The organism is Arhodomonas sp. KWT, from assembly GCF_010993615.1.
In genome coordinates this window covers 17,121-33,703 of record NZ_WNXE01000007.1, presented here as the reverse complement: position 1 = coordinate 33,703, position 16,583 = coordinate 17,121, and the positions used below count along the sequence as shown (strand labels likewise).

Genomic DNA, 16,583 nt, shown 5'->3' with positions numbered 1-16,583 from the left:
GCAGGCGGCGCTGCACAGCCTGGCGGCCACGTTCACCGGGGCGCCTATGGCCGTGTAGTCCAGGTGCTGCGGGCTGCCCAGGTCCCCCAGCGCGACCTGGCCGGCATGCAGGCCGGCGGCGAGGGGCAGGGCGGTGTGGTCGTCGCGGTCTGTGGCGAGGATCGCCAGGGCACAGGTGGCGGCGCGCCGGCCACGCTCCGGGCCGTCGAACAGGGCCATCAGCCCGTCGCCGCTGAATCCGGCCACGAAGCCGCCACGGTCGTGAATCGCCGTTACCTGGGCCGCGAGGCGGGCGCTCACCATCCCGAACAGCCTCTCCGCGGACCCGCCGGTCTGCGACAGCGCGGTAAAGCCGCAGAGATCCGTGAACAGGACGCAGGCGTCGACCGTCTCGGTGTCGCCGTGACCGGTGGCGGTGCCAGCGGTGAGCCGCTGATGCAGCCGTGGTCCCAGGTGCCGGGCGGCGGCGCGCTGGTAATCGGCACGCCGCAGCAGTCCGTCGATGCGTGCACGCACGACCGCCGGTGGGCACGGGGGGGTGAGGACATCGTCGCAGCCGGCGGCGATGGCCGTGCCGATGGCGGGGTCAGCGGGATCCGTGGCAGCGACCAGGATGGGGGTGACGCCGTCCGGCTCGTGCCCGCGGAGCTCGCGTACCAGCTCAAGTGACGCCGGCCGGGGGCCGACGACTACGGCCGCGGGCCAGCGTGCGGCGAGCCATTCGCGGGCGGCGTCGGTGTCGGCATGGTGGATCATCCGGAGGTCCGCGGCGCGCAGGGCGTCGGCAATGCCGCCCTGCTGTTCGCCGATGACCAGGATGACGGACGTCATCGCCTGCTGGTCAGCGCCCCGAGGCGCCCGGTCTGGTCGGCGACGGACAGGCCGGTGAGCGGCTCGTTCATGCCCCGGCCGAGATAGAGGACCTTGAAGCGCTCGCCCATGCCCGCGGGCATGACCAGCGGTTTCGCCTGCTGTGCGGCGATGACGCCGGCCTCGGTGCCGGCGGCCATCTCCGCCTCGATCAGCCCGGGCAGCCCGGCACCGAGGAGGAAGTGTGCCTGGGTGGTGAAGCCGAGCACGTCCAGGCCCGCGGCGCAGGCCGCGCGCGCGGCGGCGGTGAAGTCCACCGACGCCGTGATGTCCTGGAGACCGGGGTACCAGAGCGCGTCGTCATGGGCGCGGTGGCGGTAATGGCACAGCAGCGTGCCCATGGCCCGCTCCGGGTGGTAGTACTCGCGTCGCGGGTAGCCGTAGTCCACGAGCAGGGCGACGCCGTGGCGAAGGCTGTCGGCGAGGGCGCCGATCCAGCCGTCCAGAGCGGGGCAGTACTCGCTGCTGTATCCCCGCGGCAGGGGGGTGTCCAGGTCCGCCTCGATGGCGGCGACGGCCTTGCGGGTGGCGGTGTCCGGTTCGCTCAGGCGGTATGCCAGGTGTCCGCGGTCATGGCCCACCGCGAGGCTGTGAAGGCCGTCTTCGCTGACCTGGAAACGCCGCACCGGCAGGGCGTCGAGCACCTCGTTGGCGAGGATCACCCCGTCCAGCGGTGCCTCCGGCAGGCGTTCGAGCCAGTCCACGCGTTCGTACAGACCGTCAGGCAGGGCGTCGGCGAGGGTGCGCGCCTGCTCCTCGCGCAGCGCGGCACTGACCTCGAGGATGAAGTAGCGCCGGGGCGCCTCGCCGAGGGCGTCGAGCTCGAGGAGGATGTCCGCGGCCATGCGGCCGGTGCCGGCGCCGAACTCCAGGATATCGCCGCCGTCCATGCGCGCCAGGACCTCCGCGCACTGCCGCGCCAGCGTGCGCGAGAACAGCGGCGTGGTCAGCGGCGCGGTGGTGTAGTCGCCGCCGGCGCCGAAGCGGGGCTGCCCGGCGCTGTAGTAGCCGAGCCCCGGTTCGTACAGCGCCATTTCCATGAAGCGGTCGAAGCCGACGGTGCCGCCGGCGGCATCGATGGCTGCGACGATGCGCTCGACCAGCCGCCCGCTGTGTGCGGCGGCGTCGGTATCGGGCAGTGGCAGGGCATCGGCCACGGGATCACTCCAGGTGGATGCGGCGCATGGCCTGATCGCTGGCGTCGAAGTCCGCCCAGAGATCCGCGTAGCGCCGGCCGAGGGTGGGGTGGCGGCGTTCGCCGGCGATGTCCGCGAGGGGGCGCAGGACGAAGGCGTAGCGCTGGATCTCCGCCCGGGGCAGGTGGATGCGGCCGTCCTCGTAGGCCTCCTCGCCCCAGGTGAGGAGATCGAGGTCCAGGGTGCGGGAGTTGTAGCGCCCCTGGGCGCGGCGCTCACGGCCGTGCTCGTGTTCCACCGCCTTGAGCTCGTCGGTGAGCGTGGCCGGGTCGGAGTCGGCGTCGAAGCCGACCACGAGGTTGAGGAAACTGTCCCCGTCGAAGCCCACGGCCTCGGTCTCGTAGACCGGCGAGATCTCCAGCTCGCCGTAGCGCGCGCGTAGCGCGGCCAGCGCCGAGCGGACGTTGCGCTCGCGGTCGATGTTGCTGCCGATGCTGACGTAGACCCGCGTCATGCCTGCCCGGTGGCTCCCCGTTCGATGCGTACACCGACACCCCGGGCGCCGGCCACGGCGCCGGGCTTGGTCAGCGACAGACGCAGCCAGGACACGCCGAAGCGCGTGCGCACGCCGTCCGCCAGGTGTTCGGCGAGGGCCTCGAGCAGCCGGAAGTCGCTGGCGCCGGCGGCCTCGACCAGCCAGGCGGCGACGTCGGCGTAACTGACCGCATCGGCCAGCTCGTCGCTGGCTGCGGCGGCGGCGACGTCGGCGGCGAGCTCCAGGTCCAGGCGCAGCCGCTGGTTCAGCGCCCGTTCCCAGTCCCACACGCCGATGCGTGCGCGCAGCTCCAGGCCCTCGATGAATACGCTGTCCATGTTGGTGATCCCGTAACGAGTCGCGTCATGATACCCGCGGGGCGCGGTGGCTTACCAACTCACCGGGCCGTGCGCCGGGCTTGACCCCGGCCCGGGCACCGGCTGGAATGGCGGCACTATGACGATTGTACTCGTGCTCATCGGTTATCTGGTCGGCTCGGTGTCCTCGGCGGTGCTGGTCTGCCGGCTCATGGGCCTGCCCGATCCCCGCGGCGGGGGCTCCGGCAATCCCGGCGCGACCAACGTGCTGCGTCTCGGCGGGCGGCCCGCGGCGGCACTGACGCTGGCTGGCGACTTCTTCAAGGGCACACTGCCGGTATGGGCGGCGATGGCGTTCGGGGCCGCGCCGGTGGTGGTGGGGCTGACCGGCCTCGCCGCGTTCCTGGGGCACCTCTACCCGGTCTTTTTCGGTTTCCGCGGCGGCAAGGGCGTGGCGACGGGTCTGGGGGTGCTGCTCGGCTGGTCCTGGGCGGTGCTCGCCGTCACGGCGGCGACGTGGGTGCTGGTGGCTGCGGTGACACGACTCTCGTCGCTGTCTGCCCTGACGGCCTTCCTGCTGGCGCCGCTCTACGTCTGGGGGCTGACCGGCGAGCCGGCGCTGGCCGCGGCCATGGCGGCGATGACGGCCTTCTCCTTCTGGCGCCACCGCGGCAACATCCGTCGTATCGTCGCGGGGGAGGAGCCGCGAATCGGTCAGCGCAGCGCCTGACTACGCTCCGCCGGAGGCGTCCTCCTCCCCGTCGGCGGGCTCCAGACGGCGTCGCAGCCAGCGCAGCACCCGCTGGACCCGTGGGGAGGTCAGCCGGAAGGCCTCGTCGAAGTCCATCCAGCGGTACTCCTGGTGCTCCGGGCGCCCGAGCTCGGGATTGATGCCCATCACGACCTCTTCCTCCGGCGTCTCGGCGATGTAGTAGCGCGCGAGCTTGCCCTGGGCGTAGGGGCCGGTCTCGAAGTAGCAGTGGCCCCAGTGGAACGCGAGCCGGGTGATTCCGGTCTCCTCCGCCACCTCCCGGCGCGCGCCTTCCAGGGGCGTCTCGCCGGACTCGACCTGCCCTTTCGGGAAGTCCCAGTACTGGTAGGCGCGCAGCATCAGCAACCGCCAGTCGCCGGAGTCGTCGTCGCGGCGGATCACGGCGACCCCGGCCGAGAGCACGCGGACACCGCCGCGGTGACGGTTGCGTGGACGCCTAGCGGCCATGGCGGGCGGGGCTCAGCTCGTGGACCGCCTCCACCATGGCGGCCACGTGCTCCGGCGGGATCTGCGGATGGACCCCATGGCCGAGGTTGAAGACGTGTCCGGGACCGTCACCGAACTCCGCCAGAACGCGGGCGACCTGCTCGCGGATCACCGACGGACGGGCGTAGAGGATGCTCGGGTCGAGGTTGCCCTGCAGCGCCACGCGGTCACCGATGCGCCGGCGCGCCTCGCCCAGATCGATGGTCCAGTCCATGCCCAGGCCGTCGGCGCCGCAGTCGGCCATGGCCTCAAGCCACAGCCCGCCGCCCTTGGTGAAGAACACCACCGGCACCCGCCGGCCCTCGCGCTCGCGCACGAGTCCCTCGATGACACGCCGGGCGTAGGCCAGGGAGAACTCGCGGTAGGCGTCATGGGCCAGTGCCCCGCCCCAGGTGTCGAAGATCATCAGCGCCTGGGCGCCGGCGGCGCTCTGGGCGTTGAGATAGTCCGTGACGGCGTCGGCGGTGCGCGCGAGCAGGCGGTGCAGCGCGGCGGGCTCGTCGTAGGCCAGGGCCTTGATGTGGCGGAAGTCCCGGCTCGACCCGCCCTCGACCATGTAGGTCGCCAGCGTCCAGGGGCTGCCGCTGAAGCCGATCAGCGGGACCCGGCCCGCGAGCTCGCGGCGGATGACCGAGACAGCATCGGTGACGTAGGCGAGTTCCGTACCCACGTCCGGCTGCGGCAGGGCGTCGATGGCGGCGACGTCGCGCAGCGGGCGCTCGAAACGCGGGCCCTCGCCGGGCTCGAAATACAGTCCCAGGCCCATGGCGTCGGGCACGGTGAGGATGTCGGAGAACAGGATGGCAGCGTCCAGATCGAACCGCTCCAGGGGCTGGAGGGTGACCTCGCAGGCGAGGTCCGCGTTGCGGCACAGGTCCATGAAGCTGCCGGCATGCTGGCGCACACGGCGGTATTCGGGCAGATAGCGGCCGGCCTGGCGCATCAGCCAGACCGGGGTGCGGTCTACCGGCTCGCGTGCGAGCGCGCGCAGGAGTCGGTCGTTTTGGAGTTCACTCACGGTGGCGTCCCGGCCGGTTGGATGACGCGCGGCAGTGTATCACGCCAGGGTCGGCCGGCCCGGTACGCGCTGTCCTGCAGCCGTAGTGCGACCGCGGCGGCCGGGATCGGCCGCCGCTCAGGTGCACGGGCGCTGGCGGTTCACACCCCGAGGTAGGCGAGGATGCCCTTGGCCGCCTCGCGGCCCTCCCACACGGCGGTGACCACGAGGTCCGATCCGCGGACCATGTCGCCGCCGGCAAAGACCTTCTCGTTGCCGGTCTGGTAGGGGTAGCGCCCGGCCTTGTCGACGATCACGCGGTCGCGATCGTCCACGCCGATGGCGTTGGACTCGAACCACTCCGCCGGGCTCGGCCGGAAGCCGAAGGCGATGAGCACGCGGTCGGCGGGGATGACCTCCTCGGTGCCGGGCACGGGCTCCGGGCGCCGGCGGCCGCGCTCGTCCGGGGCGCCGAGCTGGGTCTCGATGACCTTCACGCCCTCGACCCGGCCGTCGCCCAGGATCTCCACGGGCTGGCGGTTCCAGCGGAACTGCACGCCCTCCTCCTTGGCGTTGTAGACCTCGCGGCGGGAGCCCGGCATGTTGGTCTCGTCGCGCCGGTAGGCGCAGGTCACGCTCTTGGCGCCCTGGCGCAGGGAGGTGCGGTTGCAGTCCATGGCAGTGTCGCCGCCGCCGAGGACCACCACGCGCTTGCCGCGCATGTCGATGTACTCCGAGCGGTCGCGCTCGAAGCCCATCAGGCGGTTGATGTTGGACACCAGGAAGGGCAGGGCCTCGTAGACACCCTCCTTGTCCTCGCCGGGGAAACCGCCGCGCATGTAGTTGTAGGTGCCCATGCCCAGGAACACCGCGTCGTATTCCTGCTCCAGGGTCTCGAAGCTGACGTCGCGCCCCACCTCGACGCCGAGGCGGAACTCGACGCCGGTGTACTCCATGATCTCGCGGCGCTTGGCGATGACCTCCTTCTCCAGCTTGAACGGCGGGATGCCGAAGGTCAGCAGGCCGCCGATCTCCGGGTAGCGATCGTAGACCACCGCGTCCACGCCGTTGCGCACGAGGATGTCCGCCGCGCCGAGGCCCGCCGGGCCGGCGCCGATGATGGCCGCGCGCCGGCCGGTGCGGACCACGCCGGACATGTCCGGGCGCCAGCCCTGCTTGAAGGCCTCGTCGGTGATGTAGCGCTCCACCGAGCCGATGGTCACCGCCCCGAAGCCGTCGTTAAGGGTGCAGGCGCCCTCGCAGAGACGGTCCTGGGGGCAGACCCGTCCGCACACCTCCGGCAGGGAGTTGGTCTTGTGGGAGAGCTCCGCCGCCTCGAAGAGGTTGCCCTCGGCGACCAGCTTCAGCCAGTTCGGGATGTAGTTGTGGACCGGGCACTTCCACTCGCAGTAGGGGTTGCCGCACTCCACGCAGCGGTCGGCCTGGGCGCCGGCCGTCTCGGCATCGAAGTTGCCGTAGATCTCCTTGAACTCGACCTTGCGGGCCGCTGCCGCCTTCTTCTCCGGGTCCTGACGGGGGACCTCGATGAACTGAAAGTTGTTACCCATAGCTCGCTTCGTCTCGGGGCGTGGCGGCACCGGGCCGCCACGCGCGGTTGTCGATCGCTCAGGCCGCCTGGCGCAGCGTATCCAGCACCTCGTGGATGTCCGCCGCCTTGGGCTTGACCAGCCAGAAACGCCCCACGTAATCGCGGAAGTTGTCGAGGACCTCGCGGCCCCACTCGGAGCCGGTTTCCTCCACGTACTCCTCGATCATGTCGCGGAGGTAGTGGCGGTGGGCCTCCATGGCCTCGGAGCGGATGCGGTGGATGTCGATGAGCTCGTGGTTGTAGCGGTCCACGAAGCGGTTCTCGAGATCCAGCACGAAGGCGAAGCCGCCGGTCATGCCTGCGCCGAAGTTCAGGCCGGTGGTGCCGAGCACGCAGACCACGCCGCCGGTCATGTACTCGCAGCCGTGATCGCCGATGCCCTCGACCACCGCGTGGGCGCCGGAGTTGCGCACCGCGAAGCGCTCGCCGGCGGTGCCGGCGGCGAAGAGCTTGCCGCCGGTGGCGCCGTACAGGCAGGTATTGCCGACGATGGCGGTCTCCTGGCTGGCGAAGGTGCTGCCCTGCGGCGGGTGGATGACCAGTTTGCCCCCGGCCATGCCCTTGCCCACGTAGTCGTTGGCGTCGCCGGCGAGGTGCATGTGCAGACCCGCGGCGTTCCACACCCCGAAGCTCTGGCCGGCGGTGCCGGTGAGCCGCAGGACGATGGGCTGCTCGGCCATGCCGAGGTTGCCGTAGCGCCGGGCGATCTCGCCGGACAGGCGCGCGCCGATGGAGCGGTTGTTGTTGCGCACCGTGTACTCGAACTCGCCGCCGGACTTGGCCTCGATGGCGGGCAGGGTGTCGCGCACCATCTGCTCGGCGAGCTCGCCCTTGTCGAAGGGCTCGTTGTGCGGCTCGAGGCAGTACTGGGGCTTGTCGTCGCCGAGGCCGCCGTCGGAGAGGATCGGCGAGAGGTCGAGCCGGGCCTGGCGGGCGGTCTCGGGCTCACGTTGCTCGAGCAGGTCCAGCCGGCCGATGAGTTCCTGGAGCGAGTGTACGCCGAGGGCGGCGAGGCGCTCGCGCACCTCCATCGCCACGAAGGTGAAGTAGTTGGCGATGCGCTCCGGGGTGCCCACGAAGTGCTTGAGCCGCAGGACCTTCTGCTGGGTCGCCACCCCCGTGGGGCAGTTGTTGAGGTGGCAGATGCGCAGGTACTTGCAGCCCATGGCCACCATCGGTGCGGTGCCGAAGCCGAAGCTCTCGGCGCCGAGGATGGCCGCCTTGATCACGTCCAGGCCGGTCTTCAGACCGCCGTCGGTCTGCAGCCGGACCTTGTCGCGCAGGTCGTTGGCCCGAAGGGTCTGGTGGGTCTCGGTCAGCCCGAGCTCCCAGGGCGTGCCCGCGTACTTCACCGAGGTGAGCGGGCTCGCGCCGGTGCCGCCGTCGTAGCCGGCGATGGTGATGAGGTCAGCGTATGCCTTGGCGACGCCTGCCGCCACCGTGCCCACGCCCGGCTCGGCGACGAGCTTCACCGAGACCAGTGCCTGCGGGTTGACCTGCTTGAGATCGAAGATGAGCTGCGCCAGGTCCTCGATGGAGTAGATGTCGTGGTGCGGCGGCGGCGAGATCAGCGCCACGCCGGGCTTGGAGTAGCGCAGCCGGGCGATCATTTCGTTGACCTTGTGCCCGGGCAGCTGGCCGCCCTCGCCGGGCTTGGCGCCCTGGGCGACCTTGATCTGCAGCACCTCGGCGTTGACCAGGTAGTGCGGGGTCACGCCGAAGCGGCCCGAGGCCACCTGCTTGATCTTGGACATGCGCTCGGTGCCGAAACGGGCCGGGTCCTCGCCGCCCTCGCCGGAGTTGGAGCGCCCGCCCAGGCGGTTCATGGCGATCGCCAGGGCCTCGTGGGCCTCGGGCGAGAGCGCACCGAGGGACATGCCCGCGGAGTCGAAGCGCTTGAGGATCTCGGTGAGCGGCTCGACCTGCTCCACCGGGATGGCCCGGGTGTCGTCCCTGAGCCGGAACATGTCGCGGAACGTCGCGACCGGGCGGCGGTTCACCGTCTCGGAGAACTCGCGGTAACGCGCGTACTCGCCGGTGTAGACCGCCTCCTGAAGGGTGCGCACCACGTCCGGGTTGAAGGCGTGGTACTCGCCGCCGTGGACGAACTTCAGCAGCCCGCCCTGATCCAGCGGCAGGCTGCGCCGCCAGGCCCGGGCATGGAGGTCGCGCTGGTCGCCCTCCAGGTCCGCGAAGCCCGCGCCCTGCACCCGGCTGACGGTGCCGGGGAAGCAGCGCTCGACCACCTCGTCCGCGAAGCCGACGATCTCGAAGAGCTGGGCGCCACGGTAGCTGGTGATGGTGGAGATCCCCATCTTGGAGAGGATCTTGTAGAGCCCCTTGTTGACGCCCTTGCGGTAGTTGCGCAGCAGCTCCGGCAGGGGCGAGCCCTTGAGCTGGCCGCTGCGGTTCATCTCCTGGATGACCTCGTAGGCCATGAACGGATAGACCGCCGTGGCGCCGTAGCCGATGAGCACCGCGCACTCGTGGGAGTTGCGGGCGGTGCCGGTGGCGACCACCAGGTTGGCGTCGCAGCGCAGGCCGCGGTGCACCAGGTGGTGGTGGACGGCGCCCGTGGCGAGCAGCGCGTGGACCGGGATGCGATTCTCGTCGAGGCCACGGTCGGAGAGCACGAGGATGGTGTGGCCATCGCGCACCAGCGACTCGGCGCGCTCGCAGATGGCGTCCAGTGCCTCCGCGAGCCCGCCTTCGCGGTCGTGGCTGAGGTCGATGATGCCGTGGCGGTACTCCTCGCCGGTCTCGGCGAGCAGGGCCTCGAACTTCTCGTCGGAGAGCACCGGCGAGTCGACGACCAGCCGCCGGGCGTGGGCCTCGGACTCCTCGAAGAGGTTCTTCTCGCGGCCGAAGCAGGTCTCCAGCGACATCACGATCTGCTCGCGCAGCGGGTCGATCGCCGGGTTGGTGACCTGGGCGAACTGCTGGCGGAAGCTGTCGTAGAGCGGCCGGACCTGCTTCGAGAGCACCGGCATGGGCGTGTCGTCGCCCATCGAGCCGACGGCCTCCTGGCCGCCCTGGGCGAGCACGCGCAGGACCTGGTCACGTTCCTCGAAGGTCACGCCGAACTGCTTCTGGTAGGCGCCGAGCTGGTCCGGGGCCAGACCGCGGCGCTCGCCGTGGCCGTTGAGCCGGGACTTGAGGTTGCGCGCGTGCTGCTGGAGCCAGCGCTTGTAGGGCTGGCGGTTCTTCAGCCGCTCGTCGATGTCGGCGGGCAGCAGCAGCTCGCCGGTCCCGGTGTCGGCGGCGAGCATCTCGCCCGGCTTGAGCCGGCCCTTGGAGACCACGTCCTCGGGGGCGTAGTCCCATACCCCGACCTCGGAGGCCAGGGTGATGTGGCGGTCGCGGGTGACCACCCAGCGCGCCGGGCGCAGGCCGTTGCGGTCGAGCGCGCAGGCGGCATGGCGGCCGTCGGTGAGCACGATGCCCGCGGGACCGTCCCAGGGCTCGATGTGCTGGGAGTGGTACTCGTAGAACGCGCGCAGGTCGGCGTCCATGGTGTCGACGTTCTGCCACGCCGGCGGCATCAGCAGCCGCATGGCGCGGAAGATGTCCATGCCGCCGGTGATGAGTACGTCGAGCATGTTGTCGAGGCTGGAGGAGTCCGAGCCTTCCAGATTCACCAGCGGCTGGATCGCCTCGATGTCGGGCAGCAGCGGGGTCTCGAACTTGTATGCCCGCGCCATGGCCCAGTTGCGGTTGCCCTTGATGGTGTTGATCTCGCCGTTATGTGCGAGGTAGCGGAAGGGCTGGGCGAGCCGCCACTGGGGCAGCGTGTTGGTCGAGAAGCGCTGGTGGAACACCACCATGGCGCTGGTCATGCGCTCATCCTGGAGGTCGCGGTAGAACGCCGGCAGGTATTCCGGCATCACCAGACCCTTGTAGGAGAGCACGCGACCGGAAAGGCTCGGCAGATAGAACTCCGGGTCGTCGTCCAGGGCCTTCTCGGCGGCGCGGCGGGCGAAGAACAGACGCCGCTCGAACTCGAGTTCGTCGATATCCGCCGGCGCGTTCACGAAGACCTGCTCGATGTGGGGCATAGAGGCGAGTGCCTGCTCGCCGCAGGCCTCGGGATCGATGGGGACCTCACGCCAGCCCGCCAGTGCCAGATCGTGCTCCGCGATGGCGGCGGCCAGGGCGTCGCGCGCGGCGCGGGCGCGGCCTTCGTCCTCGCGGGAGAGAAAGACACAGCCGGCGGCGAAGCGCTCGGCGAGCTCGATGCCGGCCTCGTCGGCGACGGTGCGCAGGAACGTCTGTGGGAGCTTCATCAGCAGGCCGCAGCCGTCTCCGGTCTTGCCGTCGGCGGCGACGGCGCCGCGGTGGGTGAGGCGGGTGAGCGCGCCGATGGCGGTCTCGATCAGCCAGTGGCTGGCCTCGCCGTCCATGTGGGCGATCAGGCCGAAGCCGCAGTTGTCCTTCTCGAATTCCGGGCGATACAGCGTCGCCTTCTTGAAGTCGTGATGGTTCACGGGAGATAGCCTCTGCGTGTTGGGCCGTGGGGGCGCTCGCCGGGTGAGCTGTCTTTGCCGTTCTTCTGGCGGGCTCGGTGGGGCGGGCGCACCCCCCGTTTGACGCTTTGCCGGCGCCCGTGGGCCGCCGCGTTCTTGCCGCCCCGAAGGGCGGTCGTCACGGGGTGCGGTGGCCGGACGCCGGTGCCCATTTTTTTGGGCAAATGGCTGGGCAGAATACCCGCTGCGGGGCGTGTTCGTAAAGAGGCAAGCCGGGTTGCACGGCGCCGGGACGGGCTCAGGCGAGGCGGCGGGGGTCGTGCAGCCGCTCGTGCTCGGCGATGGCGAAACGGTCGGTCATGCCGGCGATGTAGTCGGCCACGGCCCGGGCGCGTCCCCGCTCGCCGAGGCGCTGTTCGAGAGTGCGTGCGCTCTCGTGGGCCTGGGGCGGGAGCAGCTGGGGGTCGCCATGCAGGAGGGTGAAGAGCTCCTCGATCACCCGCTGGGCCTTCGTGGTCATGCGGTGGACGCGGTAGTGGCGGTAGAGGTTGTGGAAGAGGAAGTGTTTGAGCCCGCGGTGGGCCTCGGCCATCTCCGGGCTGAATGCCGCGAGGGGGGCTTCCGCGGTGCGCACGGCGTCGGCGTCGACGGGGGCGGCGGCCTCGACCCGGGTGCGGGTGGTGGTGATCAGGTCGTCGACCTGATGGCTGATGAGGTGGCGTACGGTCTGGTAGATCGTACGCCGTGCGTCCAGGCCCGGGTGACTCTCGCGCACGTGGGTGAGGATCTCTCCCACCAGCGGCACCTCGATAAGCGCGTCGAGTTCGAGCAGGCCGGCGCGAAGGCCGTCGTCGACGTCGTGGCTGTTGTAGGCAATCTCGTCGGCGAGGTTGGTGAGCTGCGCCTCCAGGCTGGGGTGGGTGCCGTCGAGGAAGCGTTGGCCCACGTCGCCCAGGCGCTCGGCGTGGCGGCGCGCGCAGCGCTTGAGCACGCCCTCGCGGGTCTCGAAGGTGAGGTTGAGACCGTCGAATTCCGCGTAACGCTGCTCCAGGCTGTCGACCACCCGCAGGGACTGGAGGTTGTGCTCGAAGCCGCCGTGGTCGCGCATGCAGCGGTTGAGCGCCTCCTGGCCGGCGTGGCCGAAGGGGGTGTGGCCGAGGTCGTGGGCGAGGGCGATGGCCTCGACGAGGTCCTCGTTCAGGCCCAGGGCCCGGGCCATCGTGCGGGCGACCTGGTTGACCTCCAGGGAATGGGTGAGCCGGGTGCGGAAGAGGTCGCCCTCGTGGTTCAGGAAGACCTGGGTCTTGTACTCCAGGCGCCGGAACGCGCCGGCGTGGATGATCCGGTCGCGGTCGCGCTGGTACTCGCTGCGCCACTCCGGTGCCGGCTCCGGGTGGCGCCGGCCGCGGCTCGTGCGCACCGCCCAGGGGGCGAGGCCGTCGTGCGCGTCGGGGCGGGTCACGGCAGGGGGCTCGGCGGGCGGTGCATGGGCGGGACCTCGCGGTTCATTCCGCCCCGGGGGCCTCGAGGTATTCGGCGAGGGTCGCCTCCAGGGCGGCGTCGTCGAATCCGCCGGTCACCATGGCGTTGCCGATACCCTCGAGCAGGACCAGGCGCAGCCGTCCGCCTCGGGCCTTCTTGTCGATCTCCATGCACCCGCGGAAGCGCCCGGCGTCGACCGCCGGGGGACGGGTCGGCAGGCCGGCGGCCGCGATGAGGTCGTGGATGCGCTGGAATGCGGTGCGCGCCATGCGGCCCTCGCGAACGGACATCCAGGCCGCCATGCATATCCCCGCGGCCACCGCCTCGCCGTGGAGCCAGTCGGTATAGCCGGTGACGGTCTCGATGGCATGGCCGAATGTGTGGCCGAGATTGAGCAGCGCACGCTGTCCCGTCTCGCGCTCGTCCGCGGCGACCACGCGTGCCTTGTCGCGGCAGGATTGCTCGATGACGTGGGCGAGGGCCTCCGGATCGCGGGCGAGAACCTCGTCGAGGTGGCGCTGCAGCCACTGGAAGAAGGCGTAGTCCTGGATTACCCCGTACTTGATGACCTCCGCCAGACCGGCGCGGAACTCGCGTTCCGGCAGGCTCTCGAGGGTGGCGGTATCGGCGAGCACCAGCCGCGGCTGGTGGAAGGCGCCGATCATGTTCTTGCCTTCCGGGTGGTTCACAGCCGTCTTTCCGCCCACGGAGGAATCCACCATGGCGAGCAGGGTCGTCGGTACCTGGATGAAGTCGACACCGCGCTGGTAGGTGGCCGCGGCGAAGCCGGTGAGGTCGCCGATCACGCCGCCGCCTAGGGCGAGCAGGGTGGCGCTGCGGTCGAAGCGTGCGGCGACCAGGGCGTCGTAGACCCGTTCCAGGGTGGCGAGGGTCTTGTACGCCTCTCCGTCCGGCAGCACCAGCGTTTCCACGTGGCGGTCGTACAGCGCGGTGCGCACGGCCTGGAGGTACAGCGGGGCCACGGTCTCGTTGGTCACAATGAGGACCTGATCGCCGCGCAGCTGCCGGGTGAACGCCTCGCCGCCGAGCAGGCCGTGACCAATGGTGATGGGATAGCCGCGCTCGGCGAGATCCACGTGAACGGTTCGGGGCGTTGCGGTCACGGCGCGATCCTTTCGAGTTGTTGCACGATGCCCTCGACCACAGCATCCACACTGCCCTGGTCCGTGTCCACCACCACGTCCGCGAGGCCCTCGTAGAGCGGCGCGCGTTCCGCCATGAGCGCCTCCAGGCGGGCTTTGGGGTCTTCGGTGCGTAGTAGCGGACGGTCGCTGTCGTGTACACGGGCGAGCTGCGTGGCGAGCCCGATGCGCAGGTAGACCACCCGCCCTCGGCCGCCGAGCAGCCGCCGGTTCGAGGCGTCGAGCACCGCGCCACCGCCGGTGGCCAGAACGGTGCCGTGACGCTGGGTCAGCTCGTCGAGCAGCCGCGACTCCCGGGTGCGGAAGCCGGCCTCCCCCTCGATGTCGAAGATGCGCGGGATGTCGACCCCGGTACGCTCCTCGAGGGCGGCGTCGCAGTCAATGAAATCAAAACCGAGCCGGCGCGCGAGGCGCCGGCCGATGGTGCTCTTGCCGGCCCCCATCGGGCCGATCAGGAAAACGGAAGCGGAACTCTTGCGCATGGACAGGTGGTAACGCCGTGGTTGAGCGGACAGGCGGGGCGGCTGCCTCGCCGCTTTCAGTCACGGACTATACTAACCGGCCGCCGGGTGCCGCCACCGCTTTCGCGGCGGCGGCACCGGATATCAGCGCTTGACGTTGACGGCTTCGTCCAGGATCCGCGGGGTCACGAAGATGAGCAGCTCGCGGTTGTCATCCACGCGCGTGCGGGAGCGGAAGAGGTTGCCGATGACCGGCAGCTCGCCGAAGAACGGCACCCGCTCGACGTCGTTGCGCTTGGTGCGCTCGTAGACACCACCGAGCACGACGGTCTCCCCGTTGTCGACCAGGACCTGGGTGCCCACGGCCTGGGTGTCGATGGCTGGGCCTTCCTCGGTGGTGTCGCCGCGGCTGTCCTTGGAGACCTCGAGGTCCAGCAGGACCCGGTCGTCCGGGGTGATCTGCGGGGTCACCGTCAGCCCGAGCACCGCCTCCTTGAACTCGACGTTGGTGGCGCCGCTGGACGTGGACTCCTGGTAGGGGATTTCCTCACCCTGCTTGATGTAGGCCTCCTTCTGGTTGGCCGTGATCACCTTCGGCGAGGAGATGATCTGGCCGCGGCCCTCGCTTTCCATGGCGGAGAGCTCGAGCTGCAGGAGGTAGCTGCCGAGCTTGCCGACGGCGAGGCCCAGCGAGGACGTCGCGTCCGCCGCCGGCAGATCGACCATCAGGCCTTCGCTGTCGTCGACGGTGAAGCCGGTCGGGGTGCCTGTCTCGTAACCGTTGCCCTGGGTGCCGCCGACGATGAGGCCGCCGTCGCCGGTGAGGTCGCTCGTGCGCTTGGACAGGCCGAACTGGACGCCGAGCTCGTGGGAGAAGCTCTCCTCGGCGATGACCACGCGGGACTCGATCAGGACCTGGCGTACCGGGATGTCGAGCCGGTTGACCATCCGGCGGATATCGCTGATGTTCGCCGCGGTGTCCTGAACGATCAGGGTGTTGGTGCGCTCGTCAATGGTGACGCTGCCGCGCTCGGAGAGCAGTGACTGGCCCTCGGAGCCGCGGATCAGCGAGGCGAGCTGCGTGGCCTTGGCATAGTTCACCTGGATGAACTCGGAGCGCAGCGGCGCGAGCTCTTCCTGCTGGCGCTGGGCCTCGGCGATCAGGCGCTGGCGCTCGGCGATCTCCGCCGCCGGGGCGACCCACACGACGTTGCCGGTGCGGCGCATGTCGAGCCCCTTGGCGCGGAGGATGATGTCCAGGGCCTGATCCCACGGTACGTCCTGCAGGCGCAGGGTGATGCTGCCGCTGACGCTGTCGCTGACGACCATGTTGAGGCCCGTGAAATCCGCGAGGAGCTGGAGTACGGAGCGGACCTCGATGTCCTGGAAGTTCAGCGAGAGCTTCTCGCCGGTGTACTCTTTCTCCTTGCGCTTGCCGTCCTGCTCCTCCGGGGTGAAGGGGCGGACCTCGATGGTGAACACCCCGTCGGCCTGGTAGGCGACCTGCTCGAACTCCTGGCCGGCCGCGATGGTCACACGGGTGCCGTCCCCGTGCTGGCGCGTCTCGATAGTGCTGACCGGTGTGGCGAAGTCGGTGACATCGAGCCGCCGGTGCAGCCGGTCGGGACTGGCGGCGCCCATGAAGTCGGCGATGACGGAGTTGCCCTGGCGCTCCACGTCCACCGGGATGCCGGGGTCGCTGAGACTGATCTGTACCCGCCCGGCGCCTTCCTCTCCGCGGGTGAAGTCCACCTTGGTAATCCGGGCGCCGGTCGGCGCATTCGTCGAAGTGCCCGCGGTGCCGGCGGTACCGTCGCCGGAGTCGTTGGACGCCGTCCTGGCGCCCGGGGCGGCGAGCAGCACGCGCACCGTGTTGCCGGATCGGGTGATGTCGTAGGGCACCATGCGGGTGAGGCCGATCACCGCGCGCAGGCGGTTGCCGCCCTTGGCGGTCGCTACGTCCTCGACAGCGCCAACACCGATGTCCAGACGGCGCTTGCCGGAGGTGTTGGTAGTGCCCTCGAAGTCCAGGGCGACGCGGGCCGGATCCACCGTGCGGAAGCTGCGCGGCTCGGGCGCCGTGCCGTCGAAGGTGAATGTGACGCGCACGCGGTCGCCCGAGAGGGTGGCGTAGTCCATGCTGGTGAGGCTGGCGGCGAGCGCCGTACCGACGGGCAGGAGCGCGAGCACCACGGCGATGATGAGGGCGCCGAGAAGGCCGGCCGCCGTGCGCTGGCGCGAGGCGGGCGTGAGGTTGGTCCGTTCTTGTCTCATTTCGGTCTCAGCTCCCGA

Annotated in this window: 13 protein-coding genes; 1 reads left to right on the top strand and 12 read right to left on the bottom strand. The window is 70.4% G+C overall.

Annotated elements, in window-relative coordinates; genetic code table 11:
• The 4 genes from G7A99_RS03010 to folB all read right to left on the bottom strand — a co-directional run.
• Positions 1-831, bottom strand: an 831-nt coding sequence (locus G7A99_RS03010; protein WP_305792307.1) for an adenylate/guanylate cyclase domain-containing protein, incomplete at its 3' end; no start/stop codon positions are given.
• Positions 828-2,027 (bottom strand): class I SAM-dependent methyltransferase, encoded by a 1,200-nt coding sequence (locus G7A99_RS03005; protein WP_018718648.1) that lies wholly within the window; start codon positions 2,025-2,027, stop codon positions 828-830. The genes G7A99_RS03010 and G7A99_RS03005, both read right to left, overlap by 4 nt.
• Before the next feature lie 4 nt (positions 2,028-2,031).
• Positions 2,032-2,520 (bottom strand): 2-amino-4-hydroxy-6-hydroxymethyldihydropteridine diphosphokinase, encoded by a 489-nt coding sequence (gene folK, locus G7A99_RS03000; protein WP_163138811.1) that lies wholly within the window; start codon positions 2,518-2,520, stop codon positions 2,032-2,034.
• Positions 2,517-2,879, bottom strand: coding sequence for a dihydroneopterin aldolase (folB, locus tag G7A99_RS02995; RefSeq protein WP_018718650.1), 363 nt, complete (start codon positions 2,877-2,879; stop codon positions 2,517-2,519). Before folB ends, folK begins: the two co-directional genes overlap by 4 nt.
• 118 nt (positions 2,880-2,997) lie before the next feature.
• Between folB and plsY the strand changes: the two genes are divergently transcribed.
• Complete coding sequence (gene plsY, locus G7A99_RS02990) at positions 2,998-3,588, top strand: glycerol-3-phosphate 1-O-acyltransferase PlsY (protein WP_018718651.1); 591 nt, start codon at positions 2,998-3,000, stop codon at positions 3,586-3,588.
• Here plsY and G7A99_RS02985 read toward each other — a convergent pair whose 3' ends face one another.
• The 8 genes from G7A99_RS02985 to pilQ form a co-directional block, all read right to left on the bottom strand.
• Entirely contained in the window at positions 3,589-4,077 is a 489-nt protein-coding gene (locus G7A99_RS02985) for an NUDIX domain-containing protein (RefSeq protein WP_051088233.1), read from the bottom strand.
• Positions 4,067-5,134, bottom strand: a complete 1,068-nt coding sequence (gene hemE / locus G7A99_RS02980; RefSeq protein ID WP_018718653.1) for a uroporphyrinogen decarboxylase — start codon at positions 5,132-5,134, stop codon at positions 4,067-4,069. The genes G7A99_RS02985 and hemE overlap by 11 nt, the downstream gene beginning before the upstream one ends.
• Positions 5,135-5,274: 140 nt before the next feature.
• On the bottom strand, positions 5,275-6,681 hold the full coding sequence (locus tag G7A99_RS02975) for an FAD-dependent oxidoreductase (RefSeq protein WP_163138810.1): 1,407 nt from the start codon (positions 6,679-6,681) through the stop codon (positions 5,275-5,277).
• A 58-nt stretch (positions 6,682-6,739) separates the two neighbouring features.
• A complete protein-coding gene (gene gltB / locus G7A99_RS02970; RefSeq protein ID WP_163138809.1) occupies positions 6,740-11,206 on the bottom strand; it encodes a glutamate synthase large subunit in 4,467 nt (1,488 codons plus the stop codon).
• 277 nt (positions 11,207-11,483) lie between these two features.
• Positions 11,484-12,647, bottom strand: coding sequence for a deoxyguanosinetriphosphate triphosphohydrolase (locus G7A99_RS02965; RefSeq protein WP_018718656.1), 1,164 nt, complete (start codon positions 12,645-12,647; stop codon positions 11,484-11,486).
• Positions 12,648-12,690: 43 nt separating this feature from the next.
• Positions 12,691-13,791, bottom strand: a complete 1,101-nt coding sequence (aroB, locus tag G7A99_RS02960) for a 3-dehydroquinate synthase (protein ID WP_026321148.1) — start codon at positions 13,789-13,791, stop codon at positions 12,691-12,693.
• Positions 13,788-14,312: a shikimate kinase AroK gene (gene aroK, locus G7A99_RS02955; protein ID WP_018718658.1), complete on the bottom strand. Its 525-nt coding sequence runs from the start codon at positions 14,310-14,312 to the stop codon at positions 13,788-13,790. Before aroK ends, aroB begins: the two co-directional genes overlap by 4 nt.
• Positions 14,313-14,435: 123 nt before the next feature.
• Positions 14,436-16,565: a type IV pilus secretin PilQ gene (gene pilQ, locus G7A99_RS02950; protein WP_018718659.1), complete on the bottom strand. Its 2,130-nt coding sequence runs from the start codon at positions 16,563-16,565 to the stop codon at positions 14,436-14,438.
• Between the last annotated feature and the right edge of the window lie 18 nt (positions 16,566-16,583).